At 70.3% G+C, this 23,935-nt stretch carries 20 protein-coding genes; 16 read left to right on the top strand and 4 right to left on the bottom strand.

Translation table 11 applies throughout. The annotated features are described in order from the left end of the window. A partial coding sequence (locus DQW85_RS19145) for a phosphotransferase (protein ID WP_162795116.1) occupies window positions 1-1,101 on the bottom strand: 1,101 nt, incomplete at its 3' end. Window positions 1,102-1,266: 165 nt separating this feature from the next. Between DQW85_RS19145 and DQW85_RS19140 the strand changes: the two genes are divergently transcribed. Together DQW85_RS19140 and DQW85_RS19135 are read left to right on the top strand one after the other, a co-directional pair. Beyond that, the gene (locus DQW85_RS19140; RefSeq protein WP_113701668.1) at window positions 1,267-2,367 is read left to right on the top strand and encodes a DUF1996 domain-containing protein; all 1,101 of its coding nucleotides are present in this window, start codon (window positions 1,267-1,269) and stop codon (window positions 2,365-2,367) included. 66 nt (window positions 2,368-2,433) lie between these two features. Beyond that, a complete protein-coding gene (locus DQW85_RS19135) occupies window positions 2,434-2,769 on the top strand; it encodes an ATP-binding protein (protein WP_205315229.1) in 336 nt (111 codons plus the stop codon). Window positions 2,770-3,245: 476 nt separating this feature from the next. Here the strand turns inward: DQW85_RS19135 and DQW85_RS19130 are convergent, their stop codons facing one another. Further along, complete coding sequence (locus tag DQW85_RS19130; protein WP_162795115.1) at window positions 3,246-4,952, bottom strand: fibronectin type III domain-containing protein; 1,707 nt, start codon at window positions 4,950-4,952, stop codon at window positions 3,246-3,248. A 239-nt stretch (window positions 4,953-5,191) separates the two neighbouring features. Here DQW85_RS19130 and DQW85_RS19125 point away from each other — a divergent pair, with 239 nt between their 5' ends. From DQW85_RS19125 to DQW85_RS19095, 7 genes are all read left to right on the top strand, one after another. Further along, complete coding sequence (locus DQW85_RS19125; RefSeq protein ID WP_113701667.1) at window positions 5,192-6,268, top strand: substrate-binding domain-containing protein; 1,077 nt, start codon at window positions 5,192-5,194, stop codon at window positions 6,266-6,268. 68 nt (window positions 6,269-6,336) lie between these two features. Next, the gene (locus DQW85_RS19120) at window positions 6,337-7,641 is read left to right on the top strand and encodes an ABC transporter substrate-binding protein (RefSeq protein WP_113701666.1); all 1,305 of its coding nucleotides are present in this window, start codon (window positions 6,337-6,339) and stop codon (window positions 7,639-7,641) included. Between the two features lie 77 nt (window positions 7,642-7,718). After that, a complete protein-coding gene (locus tag DQW85_RS19115) occupies window positions 7,719-8,561 on the top strand; it encodes a carbohydrate ABC transporter permease (protein ID WP_162795113.1) in 843 nt (280 codons plus the stop codon). Then, window positions 8,558-9,394 (top strand): carbohydrate ABC transporter permease, encoded by an 837-nt coding sequence (locus DQW85_RS19110; RefSeq protein WP_113701664.1) that lies wholly within the window; start codon window positions 8,558-8,560, stop codon window positions 9,392-9,394. The genes DQW85_RS19115 and DQW85_RS19110 overlap by 4 nt, the downstream gene beginning before the upstream one ends. Window positions 9,395-9,433: 39 nt before the next feature. Beyond that, window positions 9,434-11,044, top strand: a complete 1,611-nt coding sequence (locus tag DQW85_RS19105; RefSeq protein WP_113701663.1) for an FAD-dependent oxidoreductase — start codon at window positions 9,434-9,436, stop codon at window positions 11,042-11,044. Then, window positions 11,034-13,388: a glycoside hydrolase family 2 protein gene (locus tag DQW85_RS19100; RefSeq protein WP_113701662.1), complete on the top strand. Its 2,355-nt coding sequence runs from the start codon at window positions 11,034-11,036 to the stop codon at window positions 13,386-13,388. Before DQW85_RS19105 ends, DQW85_RS19100 begins: the two co-directional genes overlap by 11 nt. Beyond that, entirely contained in the window at window positions 13,373-14,854 is a 1,482-nt protein-coding gene (locus tag DQW85_RS19095; RefSeq protein WP_113701661.1) for a pectinesterase, read from the top strand. The genes DQW85_RS19100 and DQW85_RS19095 overlap by 16 nt, the downstream gene beginning before the upstream one ends. A 10-nt stretch (window positions 14,855-14,864) precedes the next feature. Here DQW85_RS19095 and bluB read toward each other — a convergent pair whose 3' ends face one another. Continuing rightward, complete coding sequence (bluB, locus tag DQW85_RS19090) at window positions 14,865-15,497, bottom strand: 5,6-dimethylbenzimidazole synthase (protein ID WP_113701660.1); 633 nt, start codon at window positions 15,495-15,497, stop codon at window positions 14,865-14,867. A 105-nt stretch (window positions 15,498-15,602) separates the two neighbouring features. Here bluB and DQW85_RS19085 point away from each other — a divergent pair, with 105 nt between their 5' ends. The 3 genes from DQW85_RS19085 to DQW85_RS19075 are packed head-to-tail and all read left to right on the top strand — an operon-like array spanning window position 15,603 to window position 18,612. Continuing rightward, window positions 15,603-16,661 (top strand): tartrate dehydrogenase, encoded by a 1,059-nt coding sequence (locus DQW85_RS19085; RefSeq protein ID WP_113701659.1) that lies wholly within the window; start codon window positions 15,603-15,605, stop codon window positions 16,659-16,661. Beyond that, on the top strand, window positions 16,658-17,536 hold the full coding sequence (locus tag DQW85_RS19080; protein WP_113701658.1) for an alpha/beta fold hydrolase: 879 nt from the start codon (window positions 16,658-16,660) through the stop codon (window positions 17,534-17,536). The genes DQW85_RS19085 and DQW85_RS19080 overlap by 4 nt, the downstream gene beginning before the upstream one ends. 2 nt (window positions 17,537-17,538) lie before the next feature. After that, entirely contained in the window at window positions 17,539-18,612 is a 1,074-nt protein-coding gene (locus DQW85_RS19075) for a M20 family metallopeptidase (RefSeq protein WP_240197277.1), read from the top strand. On the opposite strand, the gene DQW85_RS19070 is transcribed toward DQW85_RS19075, so the two are convergent. Then, entirely contained in the window at window positions 18,587-19,321 is a 735-nt protein-coding gene (locus DQW85_RS19070; RefSeq protein WP_113701656.1) for a TetR/AcrR family transcriptional regulator, read from the bottom strand. The genes DQW85_RS19075 and DQW85_RS19070 overlap by 26 nt on opposite strands. A gap of 183 nt (window positions 19,322-19,504) precedes the next feature. On the opposite strand from DQW85_RS19070, the gene DQW85_RS19065 reads away from it, so the two are divergent. From DQW85_RS19065 to DQW85_RS19050, 4 genes are all read left to right on the top strand, one after another. Beyond that, window positions 19,505-21,193 (top strand): peptide ABC transporter substrate-binding protein, encoded by a 1,689-nt coding sequence (locus tag DQW85_RS19065; RefSeq protein WP_113701655.1) that lies wholly within the window; start codon window positions 19,505-19,507, stop codon window positions 21,191-21,193. Between the two features lie 10 nt (window positions 21,194-21,203). Beyond that, window positions 21,204-22,172 carry an ABC transporter permease gene (locus DQW85_RS19060; protein ID WP_113701669.1) on the top strand — a complete coding sequence of 323 codons (969 nt, stop codon included), beginning with the start codon at window positions 21,204-21,206 and terminating at the stop codon, window positions 22,170-22,172. Then, window positions 22,169-23,044, top strand: a complete 876-nt coding sequence (locus tag DQW85_RS19055; protein ID WP_113701654.1) for an ABC transporter permease — start codon at window positions 22,169-22,171, stop codon at window positions 23,042-23,044. The genes DQW85_RS19060 and DQW85_RS19055 overlap by 4 nt, the downstream gene beginning before the upstream one ends. Then, a partial coding sequence (locus DQW85_RS19050) for an ABC transporter ATP-binding protein (protein WP_162795112.1) occupies window positions 23,044-23,935 on the top strand: 892 nt, incomplete at its 3' end. The genes DQW85_RS19055 and DQW85_RS19050, both read left to right, overlap by 1 nt.

Below are 23,935 nucleotides of genomic sequence, written 5' to 3'. Positions count from 1 at the left end.
CGGCGGCCCGGGCAGGCCGAGCGCGTCCCGGACGGCGCGGTGGGCCACCTCGAACGGCAGGCCGGCGGCGGCCTCGAACGCGCGCCACTCGGCCTGCTGCCGGTCAAGGACGTAGGCGTTGGCGGGATCGATACGCGCCTGATGGACGCCGCTGGTCACCAGTACGGCGGCACGCGCGACGATCGCCGGCCACAGCGCGGCCACCTCGGCCTCGCTCAACGCGACGACCTCGTGAAAGGCCCGGACGGCGGCCAGCACCGCGAGCGGCCGGGCCGGATCGTGGTGCAGCACGCAGGCGCAGGCCGTCGCCAGCTCGGCGACGACCCAGCCGAAACCCAGGTCGCCGAAGTCGATCACCCCGGTGGGATCCGGGCGACCGTCGACCCCCCGTTCGCAGACCACGTTGTCGTCGGTGAGATCGCCATGAATCGCCTGGACACGCAGGCTCGGGGACAGCGCGTCGAGCCGGTCACACGCCTCGCCGACCGCGCGGCGGAGCAGCTCGGCCCGGTCGCGATCCACGTGGTCGTGGCCGGTGAGGGACCCGGCCAGGGCGTCGCAGACCTGCCGGGCGTTGCGTACGTCCCACTGGGTGAGCCGGTCGAGCCCGGGGTGACGGAAGTCCGCCAGCCCGGCGCAGACCCTGGCGGCCACCGTGCCGAGCCGCCCGACCACGGCCGGAGCGAGGTAGGGCGAATCGATCAGCGGGAAACCCGGAACGAAGCTGAACACCCTGGCCCTGAGCGGCTCGGCCTCCGACGACGCGGCGCCCGCGCCGCCGTCCGGGGCGAAGCGGACCGTGAAGCCGCCGTTCAGGCTGGGCCGCGGCTCTGGAAACCGCAGCTCGGGCACCGCCCCGGCGAGGTGCGCCACCCCGGCGACCTGGGCGGCCAGCTCGTCGTCGGAGTACGCCGGATTCGAGACCTTCAGCAGGAAGCGCCCGGCCGGTGCGTCGATGACGAAGTTGCGGTCCTGCTCGCTGCCGACCTCCCTGATCTCCCCGTCCAGTCCGAAATGTCGCGCGGCGACGATTCCGGCCAGGGCGGCGCTCACCTCGGGCCGGACCAGATCCGGGTCTGCGAAGAAGTCGTGCCTGTTCAAGCTGGCTCCCGTCACCAGGGTCAGTCGATACGAGTCTGCCCTTATCGGCAACCACTTGAGCGGATCTAAGTACCCGAATGAGGTAGTTCCACTGATGTCTCCCAGCCGCCGGGACCGGGAGTGTCGGGCCGTCACCCATCCCGTATCCAAGGAGGAACACCTGGCATGCCCCTGATCCCGCGTCGACTCCACAGGTTGCCGACGGCCGAGGTGATGGCGCTCATCGCCCTGCTGACGCTCACGGCATGCAGCCCGGCGTCAGCCTCTTCCACAGTCACCCCGACCCCCGCCGTCTCGTCTCATGGCCATCCCTCCCCGGCTCCCAGCGGTTCGCCGGCCGCCGCCCCCGGGCACCACGGCTCGCGGGTGGCTTTCGACCCGGCCAAGATCCCTCAGGGATCCCAGGGATCGTCTCGCGAACGAGTACGGCGAACCGGTCAGCAGCCCACCCCGGGCGGCGGCAGGAGCGCGTTCCGCACGGTCTGCCTGTACTCGCACATGAACAACGACGACCCGATCGTGTTCCCGGGCCGGCCAGGCGCCTCCCACCTGCACGTCTACTGGGGCAACACCGGCACGAACGCCGCGTCCACCGCGGAGTCCATCGCCGGCAGCGGCAACTCGACCTGCCGTGGCGGCATCATCAACCGCTCGGCGTACTGGGCTCCGGCCGTCATCGACACCCGCACCCGCGCGCCGATCGCCCCGGAGCTGATCCACGTCTACTACAAGAGCGGCTACCAGGGGTCGTGGCCGAAGCAGATCCGCCCCATGCCCACAGGGCTGCGAATGATCGCCGGCAGCGCCAAGGCCGGTACGCACCAGCCGTACACCAGTTGGAGCTGCTGGAAAGCCGCTGTGAAGGTGCCCACCATCCCGCGGTGCGCGGCCGACGACTTCGTGACGATGACGCTCGAGTTCCCCCAGTGCTGGGACGGCAGGAACCTGGACTCGCCGGACCACAAGAGCCACATGGCCTACGGAAGATGGGGGCGGGGCTGCCCGACCAGCCACCCGGTGCCGATTCCCGTCATCTCCTTCCAGGTGCTCTACCGCGTCACAGGGCGTACCGACACCTCCGGCTGGCGGCTCGCCTCCGACACCTACGACCCCCGCAGACCGGGCGGCTACTCGATCCACGGCGACTGGTTCAACGGCTGGCGGCCGGACATCGAGAACACCTGGGTCAACCGCTGCGTCCGCAGACCGGTCTCGTGCGGTGCCCACATGCTGGGCGACGGCAGGGTCATGGACGGCGACTGCTAGGACCCGGTGAGGAGGAACTCGATGAAGCGGGCATGGCCACGGCCATGAGAGCCAGAGGAGTTCTCCGTGCCGGGGCGTGAGGAACGGCTGGTCGGCCGGGACTCGGAGATCGCACGGCTCAAGGACATGGTGATGGCTCTCGCCGGAGGGCGCGGCGGTGTGGTGGAGATCGCCGGGGATCCGGGCATCGGCAAGACGAGCCTGCTGGACGTTCTGGCCGAGCACGCCGCTCTGAACGGGCTCCAGGTGCTCCGGGCCCGTCCCCTGCGGGGCACGCAGGGGACGGGCCAGCGGTTCAGATACACCCGGGAGGGCCCGCTCCGCGACGGAACCCGCCGCGACGCCCGAGCGCGCGCCACAGCCGCCCGTCCAGCCCCTGCGCGATCAGATGCAGATCGGTGACCCCCAGATTCCGAGGCCGGAAAGTGGGGTCGTGGAAGAGTAGGTCGTCGCCTCCGACGTACATGATTGTTGTTATTCCTCCTGGCTTGAATCCCTGCCGCATGTCGCGGTCCCGCCGCTCGGAAGTCCGAGCCGTGCCAGTGCAATTGTGGGACCGCCTCGCGGATCCAGCCATGTGCCCGCGGACATGGTTCGACGGCCCACGGTTGTGGTCGCGCACCAAGCGACGTGATTCGTACCGGCGCCATTCCTGTATCGGAATTCGGTGGACCGATGTGGGCACTGCGGGTGTCCGGAAAAGCCCGGAGGGGCTGACGACGAGTATGAGGGCCGGTAAGCAGTTACGTGCCCTGATCAGGTAATCGTACTGATGGCCGCGGCCGTGAATGCGGAAAGAATTTCGCGGGAGGGCGCGCTCACGCGTGCCCTCCCGTGTGGTGCGGGTCCGCCCCCCGCACCACACGGAGGACCTCCGGTTACGGCAGGGTCTTGAGGAAGGGCTTGACGGTCTTGGAGAAGTTCCAGTTGTGGCTGGCGTCCCAGTTGATCGACCAGGTCATCGCGCCACGGATGTCCGGGTAGGCCCGCGCGGGCACGAACGATCCGCAGTTCGTACGCCGTGCCAGGCAGTTGAGCGCGTTGTTGACCAGCGTCGGGGAGACGACGCCGCCACCGGCCGCGCCGGGTCCGGCGGGCAGGCCGAGGCCGACCTGGTCGGGGCGCAGGCCGTTCTCAAGCTGCACGCAGGCCAGCGCGGTCATGAAGTCGACGCTGCCCTGGCTGTAGACCTTCTGGTCGCAGCCGAGCATGCTGCCGGAGTTGTAGTACTGCATGTTGACGACGGTGAGGATGTCCTTGATGCTCAGCGCGAGCTTGAAGTACTCCATGCCGGTCGACTGCATGTCGATGGTCTGCGGCGCCATCATGATGATCAGTCCGGAGCCCGCCTTCGCCCGCAGCTCGCGCAGCGCCTGGGCCATGTAGGTGGCGTTCAGCCCGTTCTCCAGGTCGATGTCGACGCCGTCGAAGCCGTAGTTCTGCATGATCGAGTGGACCGAGTTGGCGAACGTGGTGGCCGCCGCGGAGCTGGCGACCTGCACGCGGCCGGCTTCGCCGCCGACGCTCAGGATGACCTTCTTGCCGCGCTGCCTGAGCGCCTGCACGTCGGCCTTGAACTGCGCGTCGGTGTAGCCGCCCACGGCCGAGGCGAGGCCCGGGTCGAGAGCGAACGTCACCTGGCCGGGGGTGGTGGTCGCCTCCCCGAACGCGATCGCGATCACGTCGTACTCGTCGGGCACCTGCGACAGCTTGAGCTCCACCGCCGGGTTGACGAAGTTGTGCCAGTAGCCGGTGAGGATGTGCTTGGGCAGTGTGCCACCGCCGCAGCCGCTCGTGGTGCCGGTGACCTCGGCGCTGGCCGGTGACTCACCCACGGAGTTGTAGGCCCTGACTGTGTAGCTGTGGGTGCTGCACGTGCCCAGCGAGCCGATCGTGGCGGTGGTGCCGGTCACCTGGGCCCGCTGCGTGGCGCCCTCGTAGACGCGGTAGCCGGTGACGGTGCCCGAGGAGGCGCTCCACGACAGCGAGACCGAGGAGTTGGTGGTGCCGGTGACGGTGGGCGTCCCGGGCTGTCCGGGTGCGCCGGTGCCGTTGCCGGTCGTGGCGGAGACGGCGTTGCCGGCCGGCGACACGTTGCCGGCCGCGTCGCGGGCCTTGACGGTGAAGCTGTAGGTGGTGCCAGAGGACAGGCCGCTGTTGGTGTACGTGGTCCCCGTGACGGTGTCCACGAGCGTCGAGCCGCGGTAGACCTGGTAGCCGGTCACGCCGACGTTGTCGGTGGCGGCGTTCCAAGCCAGCGACACGCTGCTGGAGGTGGTGCCGGTCACGCGCAGGTTCGCGGGAGTGCTCGGCGGGGTGGTGTCACCGCCACCACTCCCGATCTCCTTCCACAGCGCCGGGACGTTGGATGGCTCCCAGCCTGTGAGCGAGGTGTGCGCCTGGCGGCACTCGTAGTCGACGCCGTTGTAGGTCACGCGCGCGCCGACCGCGTAGAAGGTGTTCGGCGCCCACGCCGCGTAGGCGGACTGCGTGCTGGACGTCGCCGAGGCGGGGGCCGGTGCGGCCGCCACCACCAGACAGAAGCTCAGCGCGACGAAGAGCGCGCCGAGAAGCCGTGTTCTCACAGTCGCTTTCCTTTCGGACGTGCCGGACGGTCCGCGCCGGGATTTCCCGGACGGTGGGGGCCGTACGGCGTGCTCCCTGCCGTGCGAGGCGGGGAGCGGTGGGGGGTGAGGAGGAGAGAACTGCGTTTCCAGTTCTTTTAGGAAAGTTTCCTAAAAGTTATCGGGATCCTAGCCCCGACGGGACTGCCCTACAAGACCCAATACGGCCCCCGGCCACCTCTTGACACACCGGACCTCCGATGCTTAGGTCCTTATACGTATTAGGGCCTCACAGTTCGGGAAAGCACGTTATGAGGCGAAGGCCGAGCCAGCGAGACATCGCGCGAGCCGCTGGGATCTCCCAGCCGACGGTGTCCATCGTGCTCAACGGCAGAGCCGACGAGTACGGCATCGCCCTGGAGACCCAGGACAAGGTACGCGAGGCGATGCGGCGGCTCGGCTACGTGCCCGACGTGGCCGGCCGGTCGCTGCGCGGCGGGCGCAACGGGCTGATCGGCGTGCACACGTTCGAGCGGGTCTTCCCCGTCGGGCCCGACGACTACTACCACGAGTTCCTGGTGGGCATCGAGGAGAAGGCCGTCGAGATGGGCCAGGACCTGGTGCTGTTCGCCTCGACCCAGCGGCCCGACGGCACGCGCAGCATCTACGGCGCGGGCACCAACCGGCTGCGGCTCGCCGACGGCGCGATCATCCTCGGCCTCGAGCGCAACGACGACGAGCTGGTACGGCTCGCCCGCGAGGGCTTCCCGTTCGTCTTCATAGGTCGCCGTGACATCCCCGGCGCCCACACCCCGTACGTGGCCGCGGACTACGCGGGCGCGATAGCCGAAGTGGTCGAGGCGCTGTCGTCGGCCGGTCACACGCGGGTCGGCTACCTAGGTCTGGACGGCACGTTGCGGCGAGGCCCACAGGAGGAGCGGCGGGAGGCCTTCTACCAGTGCGCCGGCCGGCGCGGGCTGGAGCCGGACCGGCCCGCGCTGATGGCTTCGGAGGCGTTGACCGGGGCCTGGCTGCGCGAGGTCGCGGCGTCCGAGACGACGGCCCTGGTCATCGAGGCCTTCGAGCTGGCCGACGCGCTGGCGGCCACCGCCCTCCGGGAAGGCGTCCGGGTCCCCGACGATCTGTCGGTGGTGTGCCTGGACCTGCCTCCCGTGTCCTCGCCCGGATGGAGCCACATCGCCGTCCCCAGGAGGGACATGGGCGCGCGTGCCGTCGCGCTCCTGCTCGGCCTGCTCGACGGCGAGGTGCCCGCGGACCGCCACGAGATCGTGCCGTGCGATCCGCTGACCGGCGACACGATCGCACCGCCCCGATAACCGATCACCGCCCCCGCTAGCCACACCCCTATTCCAAACCCCCCGTCTAATACGAATCAGGAGAGGCCATGAACAGACACCTCTGGACAGCGGCAGGGCTCGGAGTCCTGCTGCTCGCCGGATGCGGACTGAGCGGAGGCGGCGCGCGGCAGCCGAGCGAGCCCGCGGGCAACTCCCTCACCGTCTGGTTCCCCGGCACCAACAAGACCGAGATCGACCTGGTCACCGGCACCATCGTGCCGAAGTTCGAGAAGGAGACCGGAACGAAGGTCAGCGTGACCTTCCTCGACTGGCACGACCTGTCGACGAAGCTGAACGCCGCCTTCGCCGCCGGAACCGCCCCCGACGTCTTCGGTCACGGGCCCGCGGCCGTCGCCGACTTCGTGGCCAACGACCGCCTGGAGCCGCTCACCCCCTATGTCGGCAAGCTGTCCCAGCAGGACCGCGACGACCTGGCCAACGCGCTCCCCGGCGGCCGGGTCGGCGGGACGCAGTACCTCATACCGCTGTCCATGCAGGGCAACCTCATCGCCTACCGTCCCGGCGACTTCACCAAGGCCGGGCTGGACCCCGACAAGCCACCGGCGACCTGGGAGGCCGTCAGCGAGGCGGCCAAGAAGCTGACCAAGCGCGACGGCGGCAAGGTGACGCACGCCGGGCTGCTGCTCCCCAGCCAGCCGATCGGCCGCCAGCAGACCTTCGCCGGCCTGCTCGGGTCCGCGGGCGGCGACCAGCTCAGCGCCGACGGCAAGCAGGTGACCTTCGACTCGCCCGCCGGGGTGAAGGCGCTCGAGTACTTCATCGCCGCCTACCAGGGGCCGGAGGCCGTGGCCAACCAGCTCGGCGCCAGCTACGTGGACCTGCCCGTCGCGCAGCAGCCGCTGGTCACCGGGGACGCGTCCATGACGGTCCTGGCGCCGCAGACGATCCAGCAGATCGTCAGGGCCAAGCCCGAGCTCGACATCCGGGTGATGCCGGTGCCCAAGTTCGAAGGCGCCGAGCGGGGCATCGCCCTCGGCGGCGCAGGACCCGGCCTGATGATCAACAAGGACAGCGCACAGAAGGAGCTGGCCTGGAAGTTCATCTCCTACATGATCTCCAAGGGCACGAGCGTCGAATACACCGAGGGCATCGGGGCGATCCCGGCGCGCGTCTCCGCGATCGAGAGCGACTACGTCAAGAACAGCCCGGTCGTCCAGGCGTTCCTCCAGCAGGCGGGCAACTTCCGGCCCAATCCGAACGTCCGCGGCTGGACGCAGATCCGCGACGTCATGGGCAAGCACCTGGAACGGGCGCTCAACAAGAAGGTCGGCGCCGAGGAGGCACTCCGGCAGGCCGCGGCCGAGGTCGACACGATCCTGAAGAACGGATGAGCACTCTAGTCGAGGCGCGGCCGGGGACCAGTACCGGCCACCGCGCACCCAGGACGCGACGGGGGTCGCGTCGCTGGGTGGGGGTCCTGTTCGTCCTCCCGGCCGCGCTCTACCTCATCTGCTTCCAGCTCGTGCCGGTGCTGTACGGGCTGGTGCTGAGCTTCACCCGTTACAGCCCGCTCAGCCGGTCCGGGCCGCAGCCGGTCGGCGTGGCCAACTACACGAGACTGCTGTCCAGCCCGGAGTTCGGCCAGGCCCTCCTGGTCACCGGGCGGTACGTGCTGATCGTCCTGCCGTTCACGGTGGTCATCGCCCTCGGGCTGGCCATGCTCGCCAGGCGGCCCTTCCGCGGCGTCGGGCTGTTCCGCTCGGCGCTGTACGTCCCGCACATCGTCTCGCTCACCACGGTCAGCATGGTGTGGCTGTGGATCTACTCCCAGCATGGGCTGGTCAACCAGATCCTCGCCGTGCTCGGGCTGTCCGAGCAGAGCTGGCTGCTGGAGGAGAGCTCGGCGCTGAACGCCGCGTCCGTGATGCGGATCTGGAAGGCGCTGGGCGCCAACATGGTGCTGCTGCTGGCCGGCCTGCAGTCCATCCCCACCGTCCTCTACGAGGCGGCGGTGGACGGGGCGGGGCGCTGGGCCGTGTTCCGCCACGTCACCCTGCCCGGGCTGCGGCCGATGCTCACCTACGTGGTCGCCATGGACATCGTCTTCCTCGCGCAGGGATTCGCCGAGATCTTCGTCCTGACCAAAGGCGGCCCGCTCGGGAGCACCACGACCGTGAACTACCTGATCTACACCGAGGCGTTCCAATACAACCGCTTCGGCAGCGCCTCGGCGATGGCCTTCGTGCTGTTCGCCTTCATCGTCGCCTTCTCGTTCCTGGCGATCCGCGGTGTCAGCGGGAGGCGCTCATGAACAGGACCGCCCTGGCCATCGCCTCCTTCCTCGTGATCATGCCGTTCCTGTGGATGGTCAGCCTGGCGTTCACGCCGGAGGAGGACGCCTTCGGCACCGGATCGCTGATTCCCGCCCAGCCGACCACGGACAACTTCGTCACCGCGTTCGCCGACGCCGACCTGGGGCGGGCGCTGCTCAACTCGACCGTCGTGACGGTGGTGGCCGTGCTGGCCAACTGCCTGGCGGCCGTGGCCGCAGGCTACGCCTTCGCGATGCTGCCCTTCCGCGGCAGCACGCCGCTGTTCTACGCGCTGGTCTCCACGGCGGCGATCCCGGTCTCGGTCACCCTGATCCCGCTCTTCCTCATGGCCAAGAGCATGCCCCTGGCCGGCGGGAACGACCTGGCGGGGACGGGCGGGACCGGGCTGCTCGACACCCTGGGCGGGGTGGTGCTGCCCTACCTCGTCCTGCCGATGAACATCTTCCTGGCCAGGCAGTACTTCAGCACCGCCGACCCGCACCTGGCCGAGGCCGCCCGGATGGACGGCGCCGGCGAGTGGCTCGTCTTCCGGCGCGTCTACTTCCCGCTCGCCCGGCCGCTGGTCACGGTAATCGCGATCTTCTCCTTCACCGCGGTGTGGGACGACTTCCTCTGGCCGCTCGTGATCACCAGCTCCCAGGAGACCCAGACCGTGCAACTCGCCCTGGCGAGATTCCTGTCGACCGGCAACGTGCAGTACGGGCCGTTGATGGCCGGAGCCGTCCTCGTGACGCTCCCCGTCATCGCCGTCTTCCTGTTCAACCAGCGCAGCTTCATCTCCGGCCTGACCGATGGCAGCGTCAAGGGCTGAGCCGGGCATCCCACGCCGAACCTCCAGAAAGGTCTCCGCATGCTCAGAGCCGAACTCACCGCCGACCTCGTCGTGGTCGGAGGTGGTCTCGGCGGCACGGCAGCCGCCCTGACCGCCGCCCGGCTGGGACAGCAGGTGATCCTGGTCGAGCGGTCCGACTGGCTCGGCGGCCAGCTGACCGCCCAGGCCGTGCCGCCGGACGAGCACCAGTGGATCGAGTCGGGGCTGAGCTCGCCCAGCTACCGGGAGCTTCGGCGGCGCATCCGCGACCACTACCGGCGCAACTACCCGCTGACCGAGGAGGCGCGGCAGTGGGAGACGCTCAACCCGGGGTTCGGCAACGTGTCGCGGCTGTGCCACGAGCCGCGGGTGGCGGCGCTGGTCATCCAGGAGATGCTCTCGCCGCTGATCGCGTCCGGCCGGTTGACCGTGCTGTCGCCGCATGAGGCGTTCGAGGCGGACCGGATCGGGGATCGGATCGGCGCCGTCCGCGTCCGCAGCCTGCGCACCGGCCGCGAGACCACGTTGCGCGCGCCTCTGGTGGTCGACGCCACCGAGCTGGGCGATCTGCTGGAGCTGGCGCGGGTGCCGTACGTCATCGGAGCGGAGGGCGCGGCGGAGACGGGAGAGCTGCACGCGCCCGAGACCGCCGATCCGCTGGACCAGCAGGCCGTGAGCTGGTGCTGCGCGCTCGAGTACCGGCCCGGCGAGGATCACACCATCGACCGGCCGGAAGGCTACAGGCACTGGCGTGACACGGTGGACCCGCGCTGGCCCGGCCCGCAACTGTCCTGGGACGATGTGGTGCCCGACCTGCTGATCACCCGAACGCGCCCGCTGTTCCTGGAGTCCACCGACGACGACCTGTGGCGCTACCGGCGCGTCCTGGCCCGCCGCAACCTGGAGCCCGGCTTTCCCGGCGGGGAGATCACGCTGGTCAACTGGCCGCAGATCGACTATTGGGAGCTGCCGCTGCTCGGCGTGGACGACGCCACCCGCGAGCGGGCCCTCCTGCGGGCCAGGGAGCTGACGCTGTCGCTCGTCCACTGGATGCAGACCGAGGCCGGATACCCCGGGCTGCGGCTGCGGGGCGACGTCACGGGCACCGAGGACGGCCTGGCCAAGGAGGTCTACGTCCGGGAGTCGCGCCGGATCAGGGCGCTGTTCACCGTGACCGAGGCGCACATCGGCCGCGAGATGCGGGGGGCGGACGCCGGAGCGGCGACCTTCGCCGACACCGTCGGCGTCGGCTACTACCGGATCGACCTGCACCCGAGCACCTCGGGCCGGACCTACGTCGACATCGACTGCTTCCCCTTCCAGATCCCCCTCGGAGCGCTCCTGCCCCAGGGCACCCGCAACCTGCTCGCCGCGAACAAGAACATCGGCACCACGCACATCACCAACGGCGCCTACCGGCTGCACCCGGTGGAGTGGTCGATCGGCGAGGCCGCGGGCGCCCTGTCCGCGTACTGCGCGGCCGAGCGGACCGAGCCCGAGGCGGTGCGCGCCAAGCCCTCGCTGCTGGCCGGCTTCCAAGACCTGCTCACGGACCGGCTCGGCGTGACGCTGGCCTGGCCGGAGGGCATCAGGGCGCCCAAGGCCCGGCACGACTCGATCCCCAAGGAGGTGTCCGCCAGTGCGAGCTGACTACCTGTCGCTGGGCGGCGAGTGGGAACTGGGGGACGGGATCCCGGCGACCGTGCCGGGCGTCGTGCACACGGACCTGCTGCGCGCCGGGCGGATCCCCGATCCGTACCTGGGCGACAACGAGTCAGGGCTGCGGTGGATCGGCCGGGCCGAGTGGCGCTACACCAGGACCTTCGACTGGGAGCCGGGAGCGCACGAACGGCACGAGCTCGTCTGCGAGGGGCTGGACACCATCGCCACCGTCGAGCTCAACGGCGAGGTCGTCGGCCACGCGGCCAACCAGCACCGGACCCACTGTTTCGAGGTGACCTCGCTGCTGCGTCCGGGCGCCAACGAGCTGGCCATCACGTTCGCGTCGGCGCTGGAGTACGCGGAGCGGCAGGTGCGGCGGCCGCACGTCAACCGCCATCCGTACAACGCGATCCGCAAGATGGCCTGCAACTTCGGCTGGGACTGGGGGCCTGACCTGGTCACCGCCGGGATCTGGAAGCCCATCGGCATCCGTTCCTTCACCGTGGCCAGGATCGCGGCGGTCCGGCCGCTGGTGACCGAGGCCACCGCCGAGCGCGCGACCGTCTCCTTCGCCGTCGATCTGGAGCCCACCACCACTCCTTTGACGGTCACCGCCCGGGTGGGCCCGTTCGCCCGGACGGTCCGGGTGCCCGCGGGGGCGCGCCGGGTGACCGTTCCGGTCACGCTGGAGCGGCCGCGGCTGTGGTGGCCTCGCGGATATGGCGACCAGCCCCTCTACGACGCCACGGTCACCCTCGACGAGCCACGCGAGACGCGGCCCGGCCGATCACGACCGGACGAGGCGCGGCTGGACGAGGCGCGGCTGGACGAGTGGCGTGGGCGTGTCGGCCTGCGCACCGTCGAGCTCGACACCACCGGCGGGGCGTTCGTGCTGCGGGTCAACGGCCAGGGCGTGCTCGTCCGCGGCGCGAACTGGATCCCCGACGACGCCTTCCCCACCCGCGTGGACGCCCGGCGCTACGCGGCCCGCATCGCGGACGCCACCGAGGCCGGAATCAACCTCCTCCGCGTCTGGGGCGGAGGAATCTACGAGAGCGAGGACTTCTACCGGTTGTGCGACGAGGCCGGTGTCATGGTCTGGCAGGACTTCCTGTTCGCGTGCGCCGCCTACGCCGAGGAGCTCCTGTGGGGGGAGGTCGAGGCGGAGGCCAGGGAGGCGGTCACCCGGCTCTCCCAGCACCCCAGCCTCGTCCTGTGGAACGGCGGGAACGAGAACCTCTGGGGATACGAGGACTGGGGCTGGAAGGAGCAGCTCGGCGACGCGAGCTGGGGCGCCGGCTTCTACCACGACCTGCTGCCGGGCATCGTCGCCGAACTCGACCCGACCAGGCCCTACATCCCCGGCAGCCCGTACTCGGTGGACGGCCACCCCAACGATCCCACGACCGGCCTGGTGCACATCTGGGACGTCTGGAACGAGAAGGACTACCTGGCTTACGCCGACTACACGCCGCGCTTCGTCGCCGAGTTCGGCTTCCAGGGCGCGCCCGCCTGGTCGACCCTGACGGCCGCCGGCGCCGTCCACCAGAAGGCCGAGGACGGGGACGGCAAGCTGCGGCGCGGCTGGCAGGGCCACTTCCCGGACCCCGCCGACCGCACCGCCTGGCACTGGACCACCCAGCTCAACCAGGCCCACGCGATCACGTTCGCCGTCGAACGCTTCAGGGCGCTCGCGCCGCACTGCCACGGCATGATCCTCTGGCAGCTCAACGACTGCTGGCCGGTGGTCTCCTGGGCGGCGGTCGACGGGTACGGCCGGCGCAAGCCGCTCTGGTACGCCCTGCGACGGGCGTACGCCGACCGGCTGGTGACGGTTCAGCCGCAGGGCCTGGTCGCGGTCAACGACACCGCCTCGCCTTGGGAGGCGCGGCTGCGCGTGCGCCACCTTCGAGTGGACGGCACCGAACTGGCGAGCCGGACCCTCGACATCGACGTGGACGCGCGGGGGACGGCGACCGCACCTCTCTCACCGGACGGCGCGGACGTCATCGCGGTGGACGGCTCCGGCATCCGCGTCCGCCACGTCCTCGCCCGCGGCCTGCCCGCGCCCGCCTGGAACGCCACGCTGACCCGGACCGCGGGCGGCCACCTGGTCGAGATCGAGGCGCGGACGCTGCTCAGAGACCTCACCCTGCACGCCGACCGCCTCCATCCGGACGCGGTCGTGGACGAGCAGCTCGTCACGCTCCTCCCGGGAGAGCGTGCACGCTTCATGCTCACTACCGACGTCGAGCCGGACGGAAGCGAGGTGCTCTCCTTTCCCATCCTCACCACGGCAAATCACCTGGAGGTTGCATGCGCCCCCCACTGAGCTCAGCCCTCGTCCTCTTCCTGTCCCTCTTCGTGGCCCTCATACCGCCCGGCACGGCGACCGCCGCCGTGGATCCCGGTGACATCCCCGCCCACCGCCTCCCGCCCGCCGGATGGACCGACACCCAGTGGCGGCACCCGGGCGGCTTCTACGTCGTCGACGTCACGTCACGCGGCCTGCCCGCCGACAACAGCACCATCGACGCCTCGGACAAGGTCCGCGACATCATCGCCACGACGTCCGGCAACCGCGTCCTGTACTTCCCGCCCGGCACGTACTACTTCAAGACCAACCTGAACATCACGACCGACAACATCATCCTGCGTGGCGCCGGCCTCAACGCCACGAGGCTCCTGATCGACGCGCCCGGGTCGGCCAACGCCGAGCTCAAGTTCAGCGGCGCGTACACCGGCAATCCGGTGAGCGTCTCCGGATCGGTGGCGTCAGGTAGCACGTCGATCACCGTGCCCGGCTCGCCCGGCCTGCAGGCGGGCGACTTCGTCCAGCTCTACAAGAACGCGGGCCGGCACGCCTACGGCTACCCCATCGAGACGCAGATCTTCAAGATCCTCTCCAGGAGCGGCGACACCCTCACGCTGAACATGGAAATCGGCCTGGACTATCCGGCATCGTCCGTGCCCATGGTCAGGGAGATCGACATGCTGGAGAACGCCGGCGTCGACCTGCTGAAGATCGAACGGCTCAACCAGCCGACCTTGGAGAACGTCAACAACCTGACATTCCACATGGTCAACAACGGCTTCATCGAGGACATCGAGTCCGTGAAATCCGGCCGCGCCCACATCAACATCTACTGGAGCAAGGACATCTCGATCGACCGCAACTACGTTCACGGCGCCTTCGTCACGCAGAACGGCTACGCCTACGGGATCAGCGTCAACTGGGGATCCACCCGCGTCCGCGTCAGCGACAACAAGGTGTGGGACCTGCGCCACCACATCATGATGCAACTGGGCGCCAACCACAGCGTCGTCAGCTACAACTCGCTCGAGGCCCCCTTCAACGGCTACAACGACCTGGCCCTCCACGCCACCTTCGCCTACATGAACCTCATCGAGGGCAACCGCTTCTACGAGGGGTACGCCGACAACTCCAAGCTGGGCCAGGGCGAACTCGAGGCCACCGGGCCGGGCAACACCTGGTTCCGCAACTACGCGAACCACCAGGTCGGCAGCATCAACGACCAGACGGCCGGGCAGAACGTCATCGGCAACAAGCTCGGCCTCATCCGCCTGTCCGGCACGGGCCACTACCACGGCGCCAACCTGGAAGGCAGCACGCTGAAGTGGGGCGCGCTCAACCAGAGCTCCCAGATCCCGCCCTCGCTCTACCTCGACACCAAGCCGGCGCTCCTCGGCAGCACTCCCTGGCCGGTGTACGGGCCGGGCGCGACCGACTGGGGGGCGGCGAACAGGCTGCCCGCCCAGAACAGGCCGAAGCCGTGAACCGCGCCCCTCAACGGCGCGGCTCCCAGCGATCGCTGTGGACCGCGTCACGCAGGGGCCGGCGCCGGCGCCAGCCGTGCCGTTCCAGGTCCGGCACGTCTTCCAGGTGGGTGACCGGTCCCAGGCACAGCCAGGCGACCGGGCGGATGCCCGCCGGGATGCCCAGTAACCGCCGCAGGAACTCCTCGCGGTAGAACGACACCCAGCCGACGCCGAGCTCTTCGGCGGTGGCCGCCAGCCACAGGTTCTGGATGGCCAGGCACACCGAGTACAGTCCGGCGTCGGCGATGGCGTGGCGGCCCAGCACGGCCGGGCCGCCACGGTCGGCGTCGTAGGTGACCACGATCGACAGCGTGGATTCCAGCACCCCGTCGATCTTGATTCGGGCGAACCGGTCGGCCGCTCCGGGGTCGAGTGTCGCGGCGAAGACGTCCCGTTCGTGAAGGACGTGCCGGTGGAACGACTCCCGGAGGGCCCGGTCGCGCACCACGATGAAGTCCCACGGCTGCGACATCCCGACGCTGGGCGCGGCGTGGGCGGCGGCGAGCATCCGGTGCAGCACCTCGTCCTCCACGGGGGCGCCGGTGAACTGGCCGCGCACGTCGCGACGGCGGTGGATGACGTCGTACAGCTGACTGATCATGAGCCCCGATTCTCCCCGCACCTGCTTGCGGCGAGACCGAGAGGTTGTGGCAATATCTGTAGTCAACGCCATAGACTACAGATATTGCAGCAGAGAGGAGGCCGTATGCGCGACTACCGGATCGCGGCCATTCCCGGCGACGGCATCGGCCAGGAGACCCTCCCCGCCGCGAAACACGTGCTCGACGTGCTGGCCGAAGGGCACGGCTTCGAGCTGTCCTGGACCGACCACCCCTGGGGCTGCGCGTACTACGCCGAGACCGGGGCGATGATGCCGGCGGACGGCCTGGAGCGGCTCGCCGAATCGGACGCGATCCTGCTGGGCGCTGTCGGCATGCCGGGCGTGCCCGACCACGTGTCCCTGTGGGGGCTGCTCGTCCCCATCCGGCGGCACTTCGACCAGTACGTCTCGCTGCGGCCGGTCCGTCCGCTGGAGGGAGCCCGCGGGCCGCTGCGCGACGAGAGCCCGTTCGACCTCGTGGTGGTGCGCGAGAACACCGAGGGCGAGTACAGCCAGGTCGGCGGCCGGATGTTCCACGGCACGCCCGACGAGCTGGCCGTGCAGGAGGCCGTCTTCACCAGGCGCGGCGTGGAGCGTATCGCCAGGTACGCCTTCCAGCTGGCCACGGAGCGCTCCGGCAGGGTGGCCTCGGCCACGAAGTCGAACGGCATCTACCACACCATGCCCTTCTGGGACGAGGTCGTGGAGGAGGTCGCCGCCGAGTACCCCGGCGTCGAGCTCACCCGGCATCATGCCGACGCGCTGGCGGCGCACCTCGTCCTCGACCCCGGCCGGTTCGACGTGATCGTGGCCTCGAACCTCTTCGGCGACGTCCTCAGCGACCTCACCGCCGCGCTCGCGGGCGGCATCGGGATCGCGCCCTGCGGCAACATCGACCCGACCCGGCGGCACCCGTCCATGTTCGAGCCGATCCATGGCTCTGCCCCGGACATCGCGGGCACCGGCGCGGCCAACCCGATCGGGCAGATCTGGTCCGCCGCGATGATGCTCGACCACCTGGGCGAGGCCGAGGCCGCCGCCCGGCTCGTCACGGCCGTCGAGGAGAGCGTGCGAGCGGGCCGGGTGACGGCCGACCTGGGCGGCGGCCTGTCCACGGCCGAGGCGTGCGACGCGCTCGTCGAGCGGCTGGAGTCGGGCGCGTGACGCCGCTGCTGCCCGGGTTCGAGGAGGTCTCCAGCGTGCGCGGCGGCGTGCGGGTCCGGGCCCTGGCCGGCGGGGACGGCCCGCCCGTCCTGCTGCTGCACGGCTACCCCCAGACCCGGGCCATGTGGCACCGGGTGGCCCCGGACCTGGCGCGCGGGCACACACTGGTCCTCGCCGACCTGCGCGGCTACGGCGACAGCGACAGGCCGGCCGACACGCCCGGCCACGAGCCGTACAGCAAGCGGGCCATGGCCGCCGACCAGGTGGCGCTGATGGGATCGCTCGGGTTCGAGAGCTTCGCGGTCGCCGGGCACGACAGGGGCGGGCGGGTGGCGCACAGGATGGCGCTCGACTTCCCCGAGCGGGTCAGGTCGGTCGCCGTGCTCGACATCGTGCCGACCCTGCACATGTTCGAGCACGTGGACCGAGCGATGGCGTCCAGCTACTTCCACTGGTTCTTCCTGTCGCTCGGCTCCGGCCTGCCGGAGAGGATGATCAATGCCGACCCGGCGGGCTGGCTGCGCAGCCGGTTCGAGGGGCGGCACGCGGGCGCGTGGCCGTTCGACGAGCGGGCCATGGCCGAGTACGAGCGCTGCTTCTCGGCCGACGCGACCTGCGCCGACTACCGGGCCGCCGCGAGCATCGACCTGGAGCACGACACGGCCGACCGCGACAGCGGGCGCCTGGTGCGGGCGCCGCTGCTCGCGCTCTGGGGCGAGCTGGGCTACGTCGGCAGGAACTTCGACGTGCCCGCCGTCTGGCGGCACTACGCGGAACGGGTCACCGGCGTGCCCGTGCGAGCCGACCACTACGTCTGCGAGGAGGCGCCGAGCGACGTGAGCGGCGCGCTCTCCGCGTTCTGGGCAGGGACATGACCATGCTGAAGAGGCTGCGCGAGCTGGTCGAGGCGGAGTCCCCGTCGAGGGACGCGGCAGGGCTGGACAGGTGTTACGAGCTGCTGGCCGACTGGTCGCCGCTCGGCGCCCCCCACCGGATCGTCCGGGACGGCGTGCCGCACCTCTACTGGGAGGGACGCCCGCGCGACCGGCCGGTGCTGCTGCTCGGCCACGCCGACACCGTGTGGCCGCGCGGCACCCTGGACGACTGGCCGTGCCGGGTCGAGGACGGCCGGATGACCGGACCCGGTGTCTTCGACATGAAGGCCGGGCTGGTCCTGGCCATGGAGGCTCTGGAGCTGGCCGGGGACGTCGGCCACGTGCGGATGCTCGTGACCGGCGACGAGGAGGTGGGCTCCGGCACCTCCCGCGCCCTGCTGGAGGAGGTCGCGCGGGACTGCGCGGCGGTCCTGGTCCTCGAACCGAGCGCGGACGGCGGCGCGGCCAAGACGGCCCGCAAGGGCTGCGCGATGTACCGGCTGACCGTCTCGGGACGGGCCGCGCACGCCGGGCTGGAGCCCGAGCGCGGCGTGAACGCGCTGGTCGGGCTGGCCCATGTGGTGCTGGGCGTCGCCTCGCTCGGCGACCAGGGGGCCGGGACGACGGTCACCCCCACTGTCGCCAGGGCCGGGAGCACGACGAACAGCGTCCCGGAGGTGGCGCACGTCGACGTGGACGTGCGGGCCTGGCACCTGGAGGAGTTGCACCGCGTGGAGCGGGAGCTGGCGCGGCTCGGCGCCGGCCTGCCCGGGGCCTCGGTGAAGCTGGCCGGCGGCGTCAACCGGGCCCCGCTGGAACGAGCCCGGTCCGCCGGGCTGCTGGAGACGGCCAGGGATGTGGCACGGGCGGCGGGCCTGCCCATGCTCGGCGAGGCGGCCGTGGGCGGCGGCTCCGACGGGAACTTCACGGCCGCGCTGGGCGTCCCGACGCTGGACGGCCTCGGTCCGGCCGGGGGCGGCGCGCACGCCCGCCACGAGTGGGTGGACACCCGCGCCATCGGCGAGCGGGCCGCGCTCGTGGCCGGGCTGATCAGTGCTCTGGCTCCGCGGGAGTGACGGGTCGGCGGGAGACGTGCAGCTCGATGGCGTCGAGGATCAGCTCGATCGCCAGGTCGAAGATGCGCGGGTCGCCGACGCCGGTCAGCTGGCCGGCGAGGGACGCGATGTGCGGGTACTCCTCGGCCGGGAGCTGACGGTATTCCACCTCCCAGGCCAGCTCGTCTCGCTTCCTGGTCTCCGCGTCCAGGGCCAGCAGGCTGGCCTCCATGCTGGACAGGGAGCGCACCACGTTGCCGAACGCCCGGAGGTGGAGCACCGCCTCGTCGGGGGACAGTCCGGCGCGCAGCAGCGCGTCCAGGGCGAACTCCACGTTCGCGAACTCCATCGGCCTGCGGGTCGTACGCGCGGCCATCTGGAAGGCCAGCTGCGGATAGCGCAGGTAGTGCTCGCGCACGTGGCGGGAGATGAGACGCAGGTCGTCGCGCCAGGAGCCGGTCTTCTGCAGGTTGCCGCCGTACGAGCGCGACCGCAGGCTGTCGATCAGCTCCAGGACGAGCTCGTCCTTGTCGCGGAAGTGCCGGTAGATCGACGTCGGGTGAGCGGACAGCTCCTTGCCGAGCGCCTGGAAGGTGAGGCTCTCCAGCCCCTCGCTGGTGGCGATCTTCTCGGCCGCCTCGAGAATGATCGCCCTGCTCAGGCTGTCGCGGGCCCGGCGGCCTCGCTTCTGCGAGGCGGGGCCGACACTCCGATCCGAGTTCGTCCCCATCTGGTTCCTTCCCGTCCCTGCCAAGGTGTCCTCTCGCCACGACCATGCCCAAACGCGAGCCTCAGCGCAAGTCAGCGGCGTTGACTATCACTTTGCCTAGATGCCTTGCTAAGCGTGACCAGCCTACCTACGATATGGGTCACATTCCGCCAGTTTGGTGGTTTGTTAAGGAAGGCCCGGCGTATGACCCACCCTCACAGACTCCCCCTGCCAGCGCTGGCCGGTCTGGCCGCCCTCACCCTCGTCGTGGCCGGCTGCACCGCCGGCGACACCTCCCCCGCCACGAAACCGTCCGCCTCCGGGAACGTTCCCGTCCGGGCGGGTGGCGCCATCGTCATCGGAGCCGAGCAGGAACCGGACTGCACCGACTGGATCGCGACCTGCGGTGGATCCATCTGGGGCACGTACATGATGCAGACGCCGACCATCCCCAAGGTGTTCGACGTACGCCGCCAGGGCGACAACTGGGTGCCCGTCCGCTCCGAGCTGATGGCCGCCGAGCCGACGATCAAGAACGGGGACCGCCCCGAGATCACGTACAGGCTCAACCCGGACGCCGTCTGGTCCGACGGGAAGCCCATCACCTCCCAGGATCTCAAGTACACCGCCCTGCAGATCCGGGACGGCAAGGACATCTTCGACAAGACCGGCTACGACCGGATCGCCTCGATCGAGACGCCCGACGACAGGACCACCGTCGTCACCCTCAAGTCCAGCTACGGAGGCTGGCGCACCCTCTTCAGCAGCGGGTACGGCGTGCTGCCCGCGCACCTCCTGGAGGGCAGGAACCGCAACGCCGTCATGAAGGACGGCTACGACTTCAGCGGCGGCCCCTGGAAGATCAAGGAATGGAAGAAGGGCACCTCGGTCACCCTCATCCCCAACGACAGGTTCTGGGGCAGGAAGCCCAAGCTCGACCAGGTCACCTTCCAGTTCACCCCCGATACCGCCGCCGCCTTCCAGGCGTTCAAGAGCGGCCAGCTCGACGCGCTCTACCCGACGCCGCAGCTCGACGTGGTCGAGCAGATCAAGTCCGGCCTGTCGGGCGCCCACAGCCAGGTGGACGCGCAGACGGGCAACCTGGAGGCGCTCTGGACGAACAACGAGGCGTTCCCGTTCGACTCGCGGCCGGTCCGCGAGGCCGTCGCCCGCGCCGTCGACCGCAAGGCGATCATCGAGCGGCTGTACGGCGCGCTCGGGGTGAAGGAGCCGGCGCAGAGCTTCCTGTCGCCGCTCCTGTCGTCGTACGCGACGTCCGCCTTCTCGACGTACACGCGCGACCTCGCCAAGGTCGAGCAGCTCATGACCGGCGCGGGCTGGGCCAGGAACGGGGAGGGCGTCTGGGCCAAGGACGGCAGGCCCGCCAGGTTCACGATCGTCTCGCTGGCCGGCAACAAGCGCCGCGAGCTGACCGAGCAGGTGCTCCAGACGCAGCTCAAGGAGGCCGGCTTCCAGCTCGACATCAAGAACACCACGCCGGCCAACCTCTTCGGCAAGCAGGCCCCGGCGGGCGACTTCCAGATGGGCCTGTGGACCCTCGTGGACACCTTCCCCGACCCCTCGCTCAGCAACTCCTTCAGCTCCACCCGGATCCCGACCGAGGCCAACGGCCACTCGGGCATCAACTTCATCCGCGCGAACGTGGAGGGTCTGGACGAGCTGCTGGAGACCGTCGACACCGAGCTGGACATCACCGTCCGCAAGGAGGCGTCGGTCAAGGCCGACGAGCTGATCGCCGGCGCCGTTCCGTCGATCCCGCTCGGCGCCGTGCCGAACGTGCTGCTGTGGAGCCAGCGACTCGGCGGCCCGCTCAGCATCAACCCCGCCGAGGGGCCCTGGTGGAACCTCGAGGAATGGGGACTCGCCCAGTGAGGTGCCACCCGTGCTGAGATTCGTGGCGCGCCGGCTCCTCTACTCGGTGCCCGTGGTGGTCACCGCGTCGTTCATCCTGTTCGTCGCGGTCCGCGCCACCTTCGACCCCCTGGCCAAGCTGCGGCAGGGCCGCGACCCGGAAGCCCTGCGCTACCAGATCGCCCGGCTCGGGCTCGACCGCTCGCTGTTCGAGCAGTACGTGCTCTGGCTGAAGGAGTTCGTCAGGGGCGAGTGGGGAGTCAGCACCAGGACCGGTGGCGACGTCCTGCCGATGATCGGATCCGCGCTGGGCACCACGCTCCAGCTCATCGTGTGGGGTGTGCTCTTCGCCGCCCTGCTGGCCCTCGGCATCGGCGTCTACTCGGCCGCCCGGCAGTACTCGGCCGGAGACCACTTCTTCACCGGGCTGTCGTACCTGGGGATCGCCCTGCCACCGTTCTGGTGCGGCCTGATCCTGATCCAGGCGCTCGCGGTCTGGCCCAAGCAGCAGTTCGGGCTCACCGAGCCGCCCCTCTACTTCGTCGGGCTGCACTCGCCGGGGCAGAGCGGCGTCAACGCCGACTACTTCCGCCACCTGGTGCTGCCAGTCGTCACGCTCACCGTGGGGCTGGTGGCGAGCTGGTCGCGGTTCAGCCGGGCGGCGCTGCTGGAGACGCTCTCCAGCGAGTACGTGCGCACCGCCCGGGCCAAGGGAGTGCCCGGCAGGCGGGTGTTCCTGCGGCACGCGCTGCGCAACTCGCTCGCGCCGTTCGTCACGGTCGTCGCGCTCGACTCGGCGGTCCTGTTCGGTGGGCTGGTCGTCACCGAGCAGATCTACGCGATCCCCGGCATGGGGAGGTTGTTCCTCGACTCGATGCTGGCGGGCGACGTGTTCGTGCTGCTGCCGTGGATGCTGGTCGTCGCGCTGGCCACGATCCTGCTCAACCTGCTGTCCGACGCCGGCTACGCCGCGCTCGACCCGAGGGTGGCCCTGCGATGAAGCCCGGAACGGCCGCCGCGGCGAAGGACATGAGCCAGGGACGGATCGCCGTCAGGAGGTTCGCCCGGCACCGGATGGCGATGGCGGGGCTGCTCACCCTGGTCGCCCTCATGGTCTGCTGCTTCGGCGCGCACTGGGTCGCCGCATACCCGCGCAACGCCCAGGACCTGCTGCTCGGCCCTACCCCGCCGTCCGCGGCGCACTGGCTCGGCACCGACGACCTGGGCCGCGACTACCTGAGCGAGATCCTCTACGCCGGGCGGCTGTCGCTGGCGATCGGGCTGTGCGTGGCCGTCCTGTCCACCGCGATCGGCACGCTGCTCGGCGCGGTCGCCGGGTTCGCGCGCGGGTGGGCCGACGAGGTGATCATGCGGGTGACCGACCTGCTCCTGATCGTGCCGGCCATCGCCGTGCTGGCGCTGGCGCTGCAGGGGCTCGGCTCCTCACCGCTCACCATCATCCTGGTCCTGACCGGGCTGGGCTGGACGCTGATCGCCCGCGTGGTCCGCTCGCAGGTGCTCAGCCTGCGCGAGAAGGAGTTCGTGGAGGCGGCCCGGGTGCTGGGCGCGTCCAACCTGCGGATCATCGTCCGGCACCTGCTGCCCAACCTGCTCGGCGTGGTCGTCGTCAACATGTCGCTGACTGTGGCGGCGGCCGTCATCCTCGAATCGACGCTGAGCTTCCTCGGGTTCGGGATCCAGCCTCCGCAGTCGAGCTGGGGCAACATGCTCAGCCAGGCCGCCGGGCTCGTCGGCACCTCCAAGTCCTACCTGCTGTACGCGCCCGGCGTGGCGATCCTGCTCACCGTGCTCGCGGTGAACTTCGTCGGCGACGGGCTGCGCGACGCCTTCGACGTCCAGAGGAGGCCGTGATGACCGATCCGCTCGCCGACCTGCTCACCGTCCACGACCTGACCGTCCGCTATCGCACGGATTCGGGCCCGGTCACCGCCGTGGAGGGCCTGACCTTCACGCTCGGCGAGGGGCAGACCCTGGGCATCGTGGGCGAGTCGGGCTCGGGCAAGAGCGCCGCCTCGCTGGCGATCATGGGGCTGCTGCCCGGGTCGGCCGAGGTGACCGGCTCGATCAGGTTCAGGGGCAGGGAGCTGCTCGGCCTCCGGGAACGCGAGCTGCTGGCCGTACGCGGCAGGCACATCTCGATCATCTTCCAGGACGCGCTCGCCGCGCTGAACCCGATGATGACGGTCGGCGCCCAGATCGTGGAGGCCATGCGCGTCCACGACGGCTCCCCGCCGGGCAGCGCGCTGCGCGAACGTGCCGTCGAGCTGCTCGACCTGGTCGGCATCCCGTCCGCCGCCGAACGGATCGGCCAGTACCCGCACGAGTTCTCCGGCGGGATGCGGCAGCGGGTGATGATCGCGATGGGCATCGCCAACGACCCCGACGTGCTGATCGCCGACGAGCCCACCACCGCCCTCGACGTGACCGTGCAGGCCCAGGTGCTCGACACGATCGAACGGGTGCAGGCCCGCACGCGCACGTCCGTACTGCTGATCACGCACGACCTCGGCGTGGTGGCCGGGCTGGCCGACCGGGTCATGGTCATGTACAGCGGGCGCAAGGTGGAGGAGGGGCCGGTCGAGTCGATCTTCTACCGGCCTTCCCACCCTTACACCACCGGCCTGCTCGCCTCGCTGCCGCGGGTGGACCGCCGGGTGCGCCGCCTGCCCCACATCCCCGGCCAGCCACCGCCACCGGCCGACCGGCCGGCCGGGTGCGCCTTCCAGCCCCGCTGCCGGCACG

This window comes from Nonomuraea lactucae (assembly GCF_003313395.1).
Lineage (GTDB): Bacteria > Actinomycetota > Actinomycetes > Streptosporangiales > Streptosporangiaceae > Nonomuraea > Nonomuraea lactucae.
The sequence above is the reverse complement of the archived record's forward strand: the minus strand, read 5'-3'. Positions and strand labels throughout refer to the sequence as shown.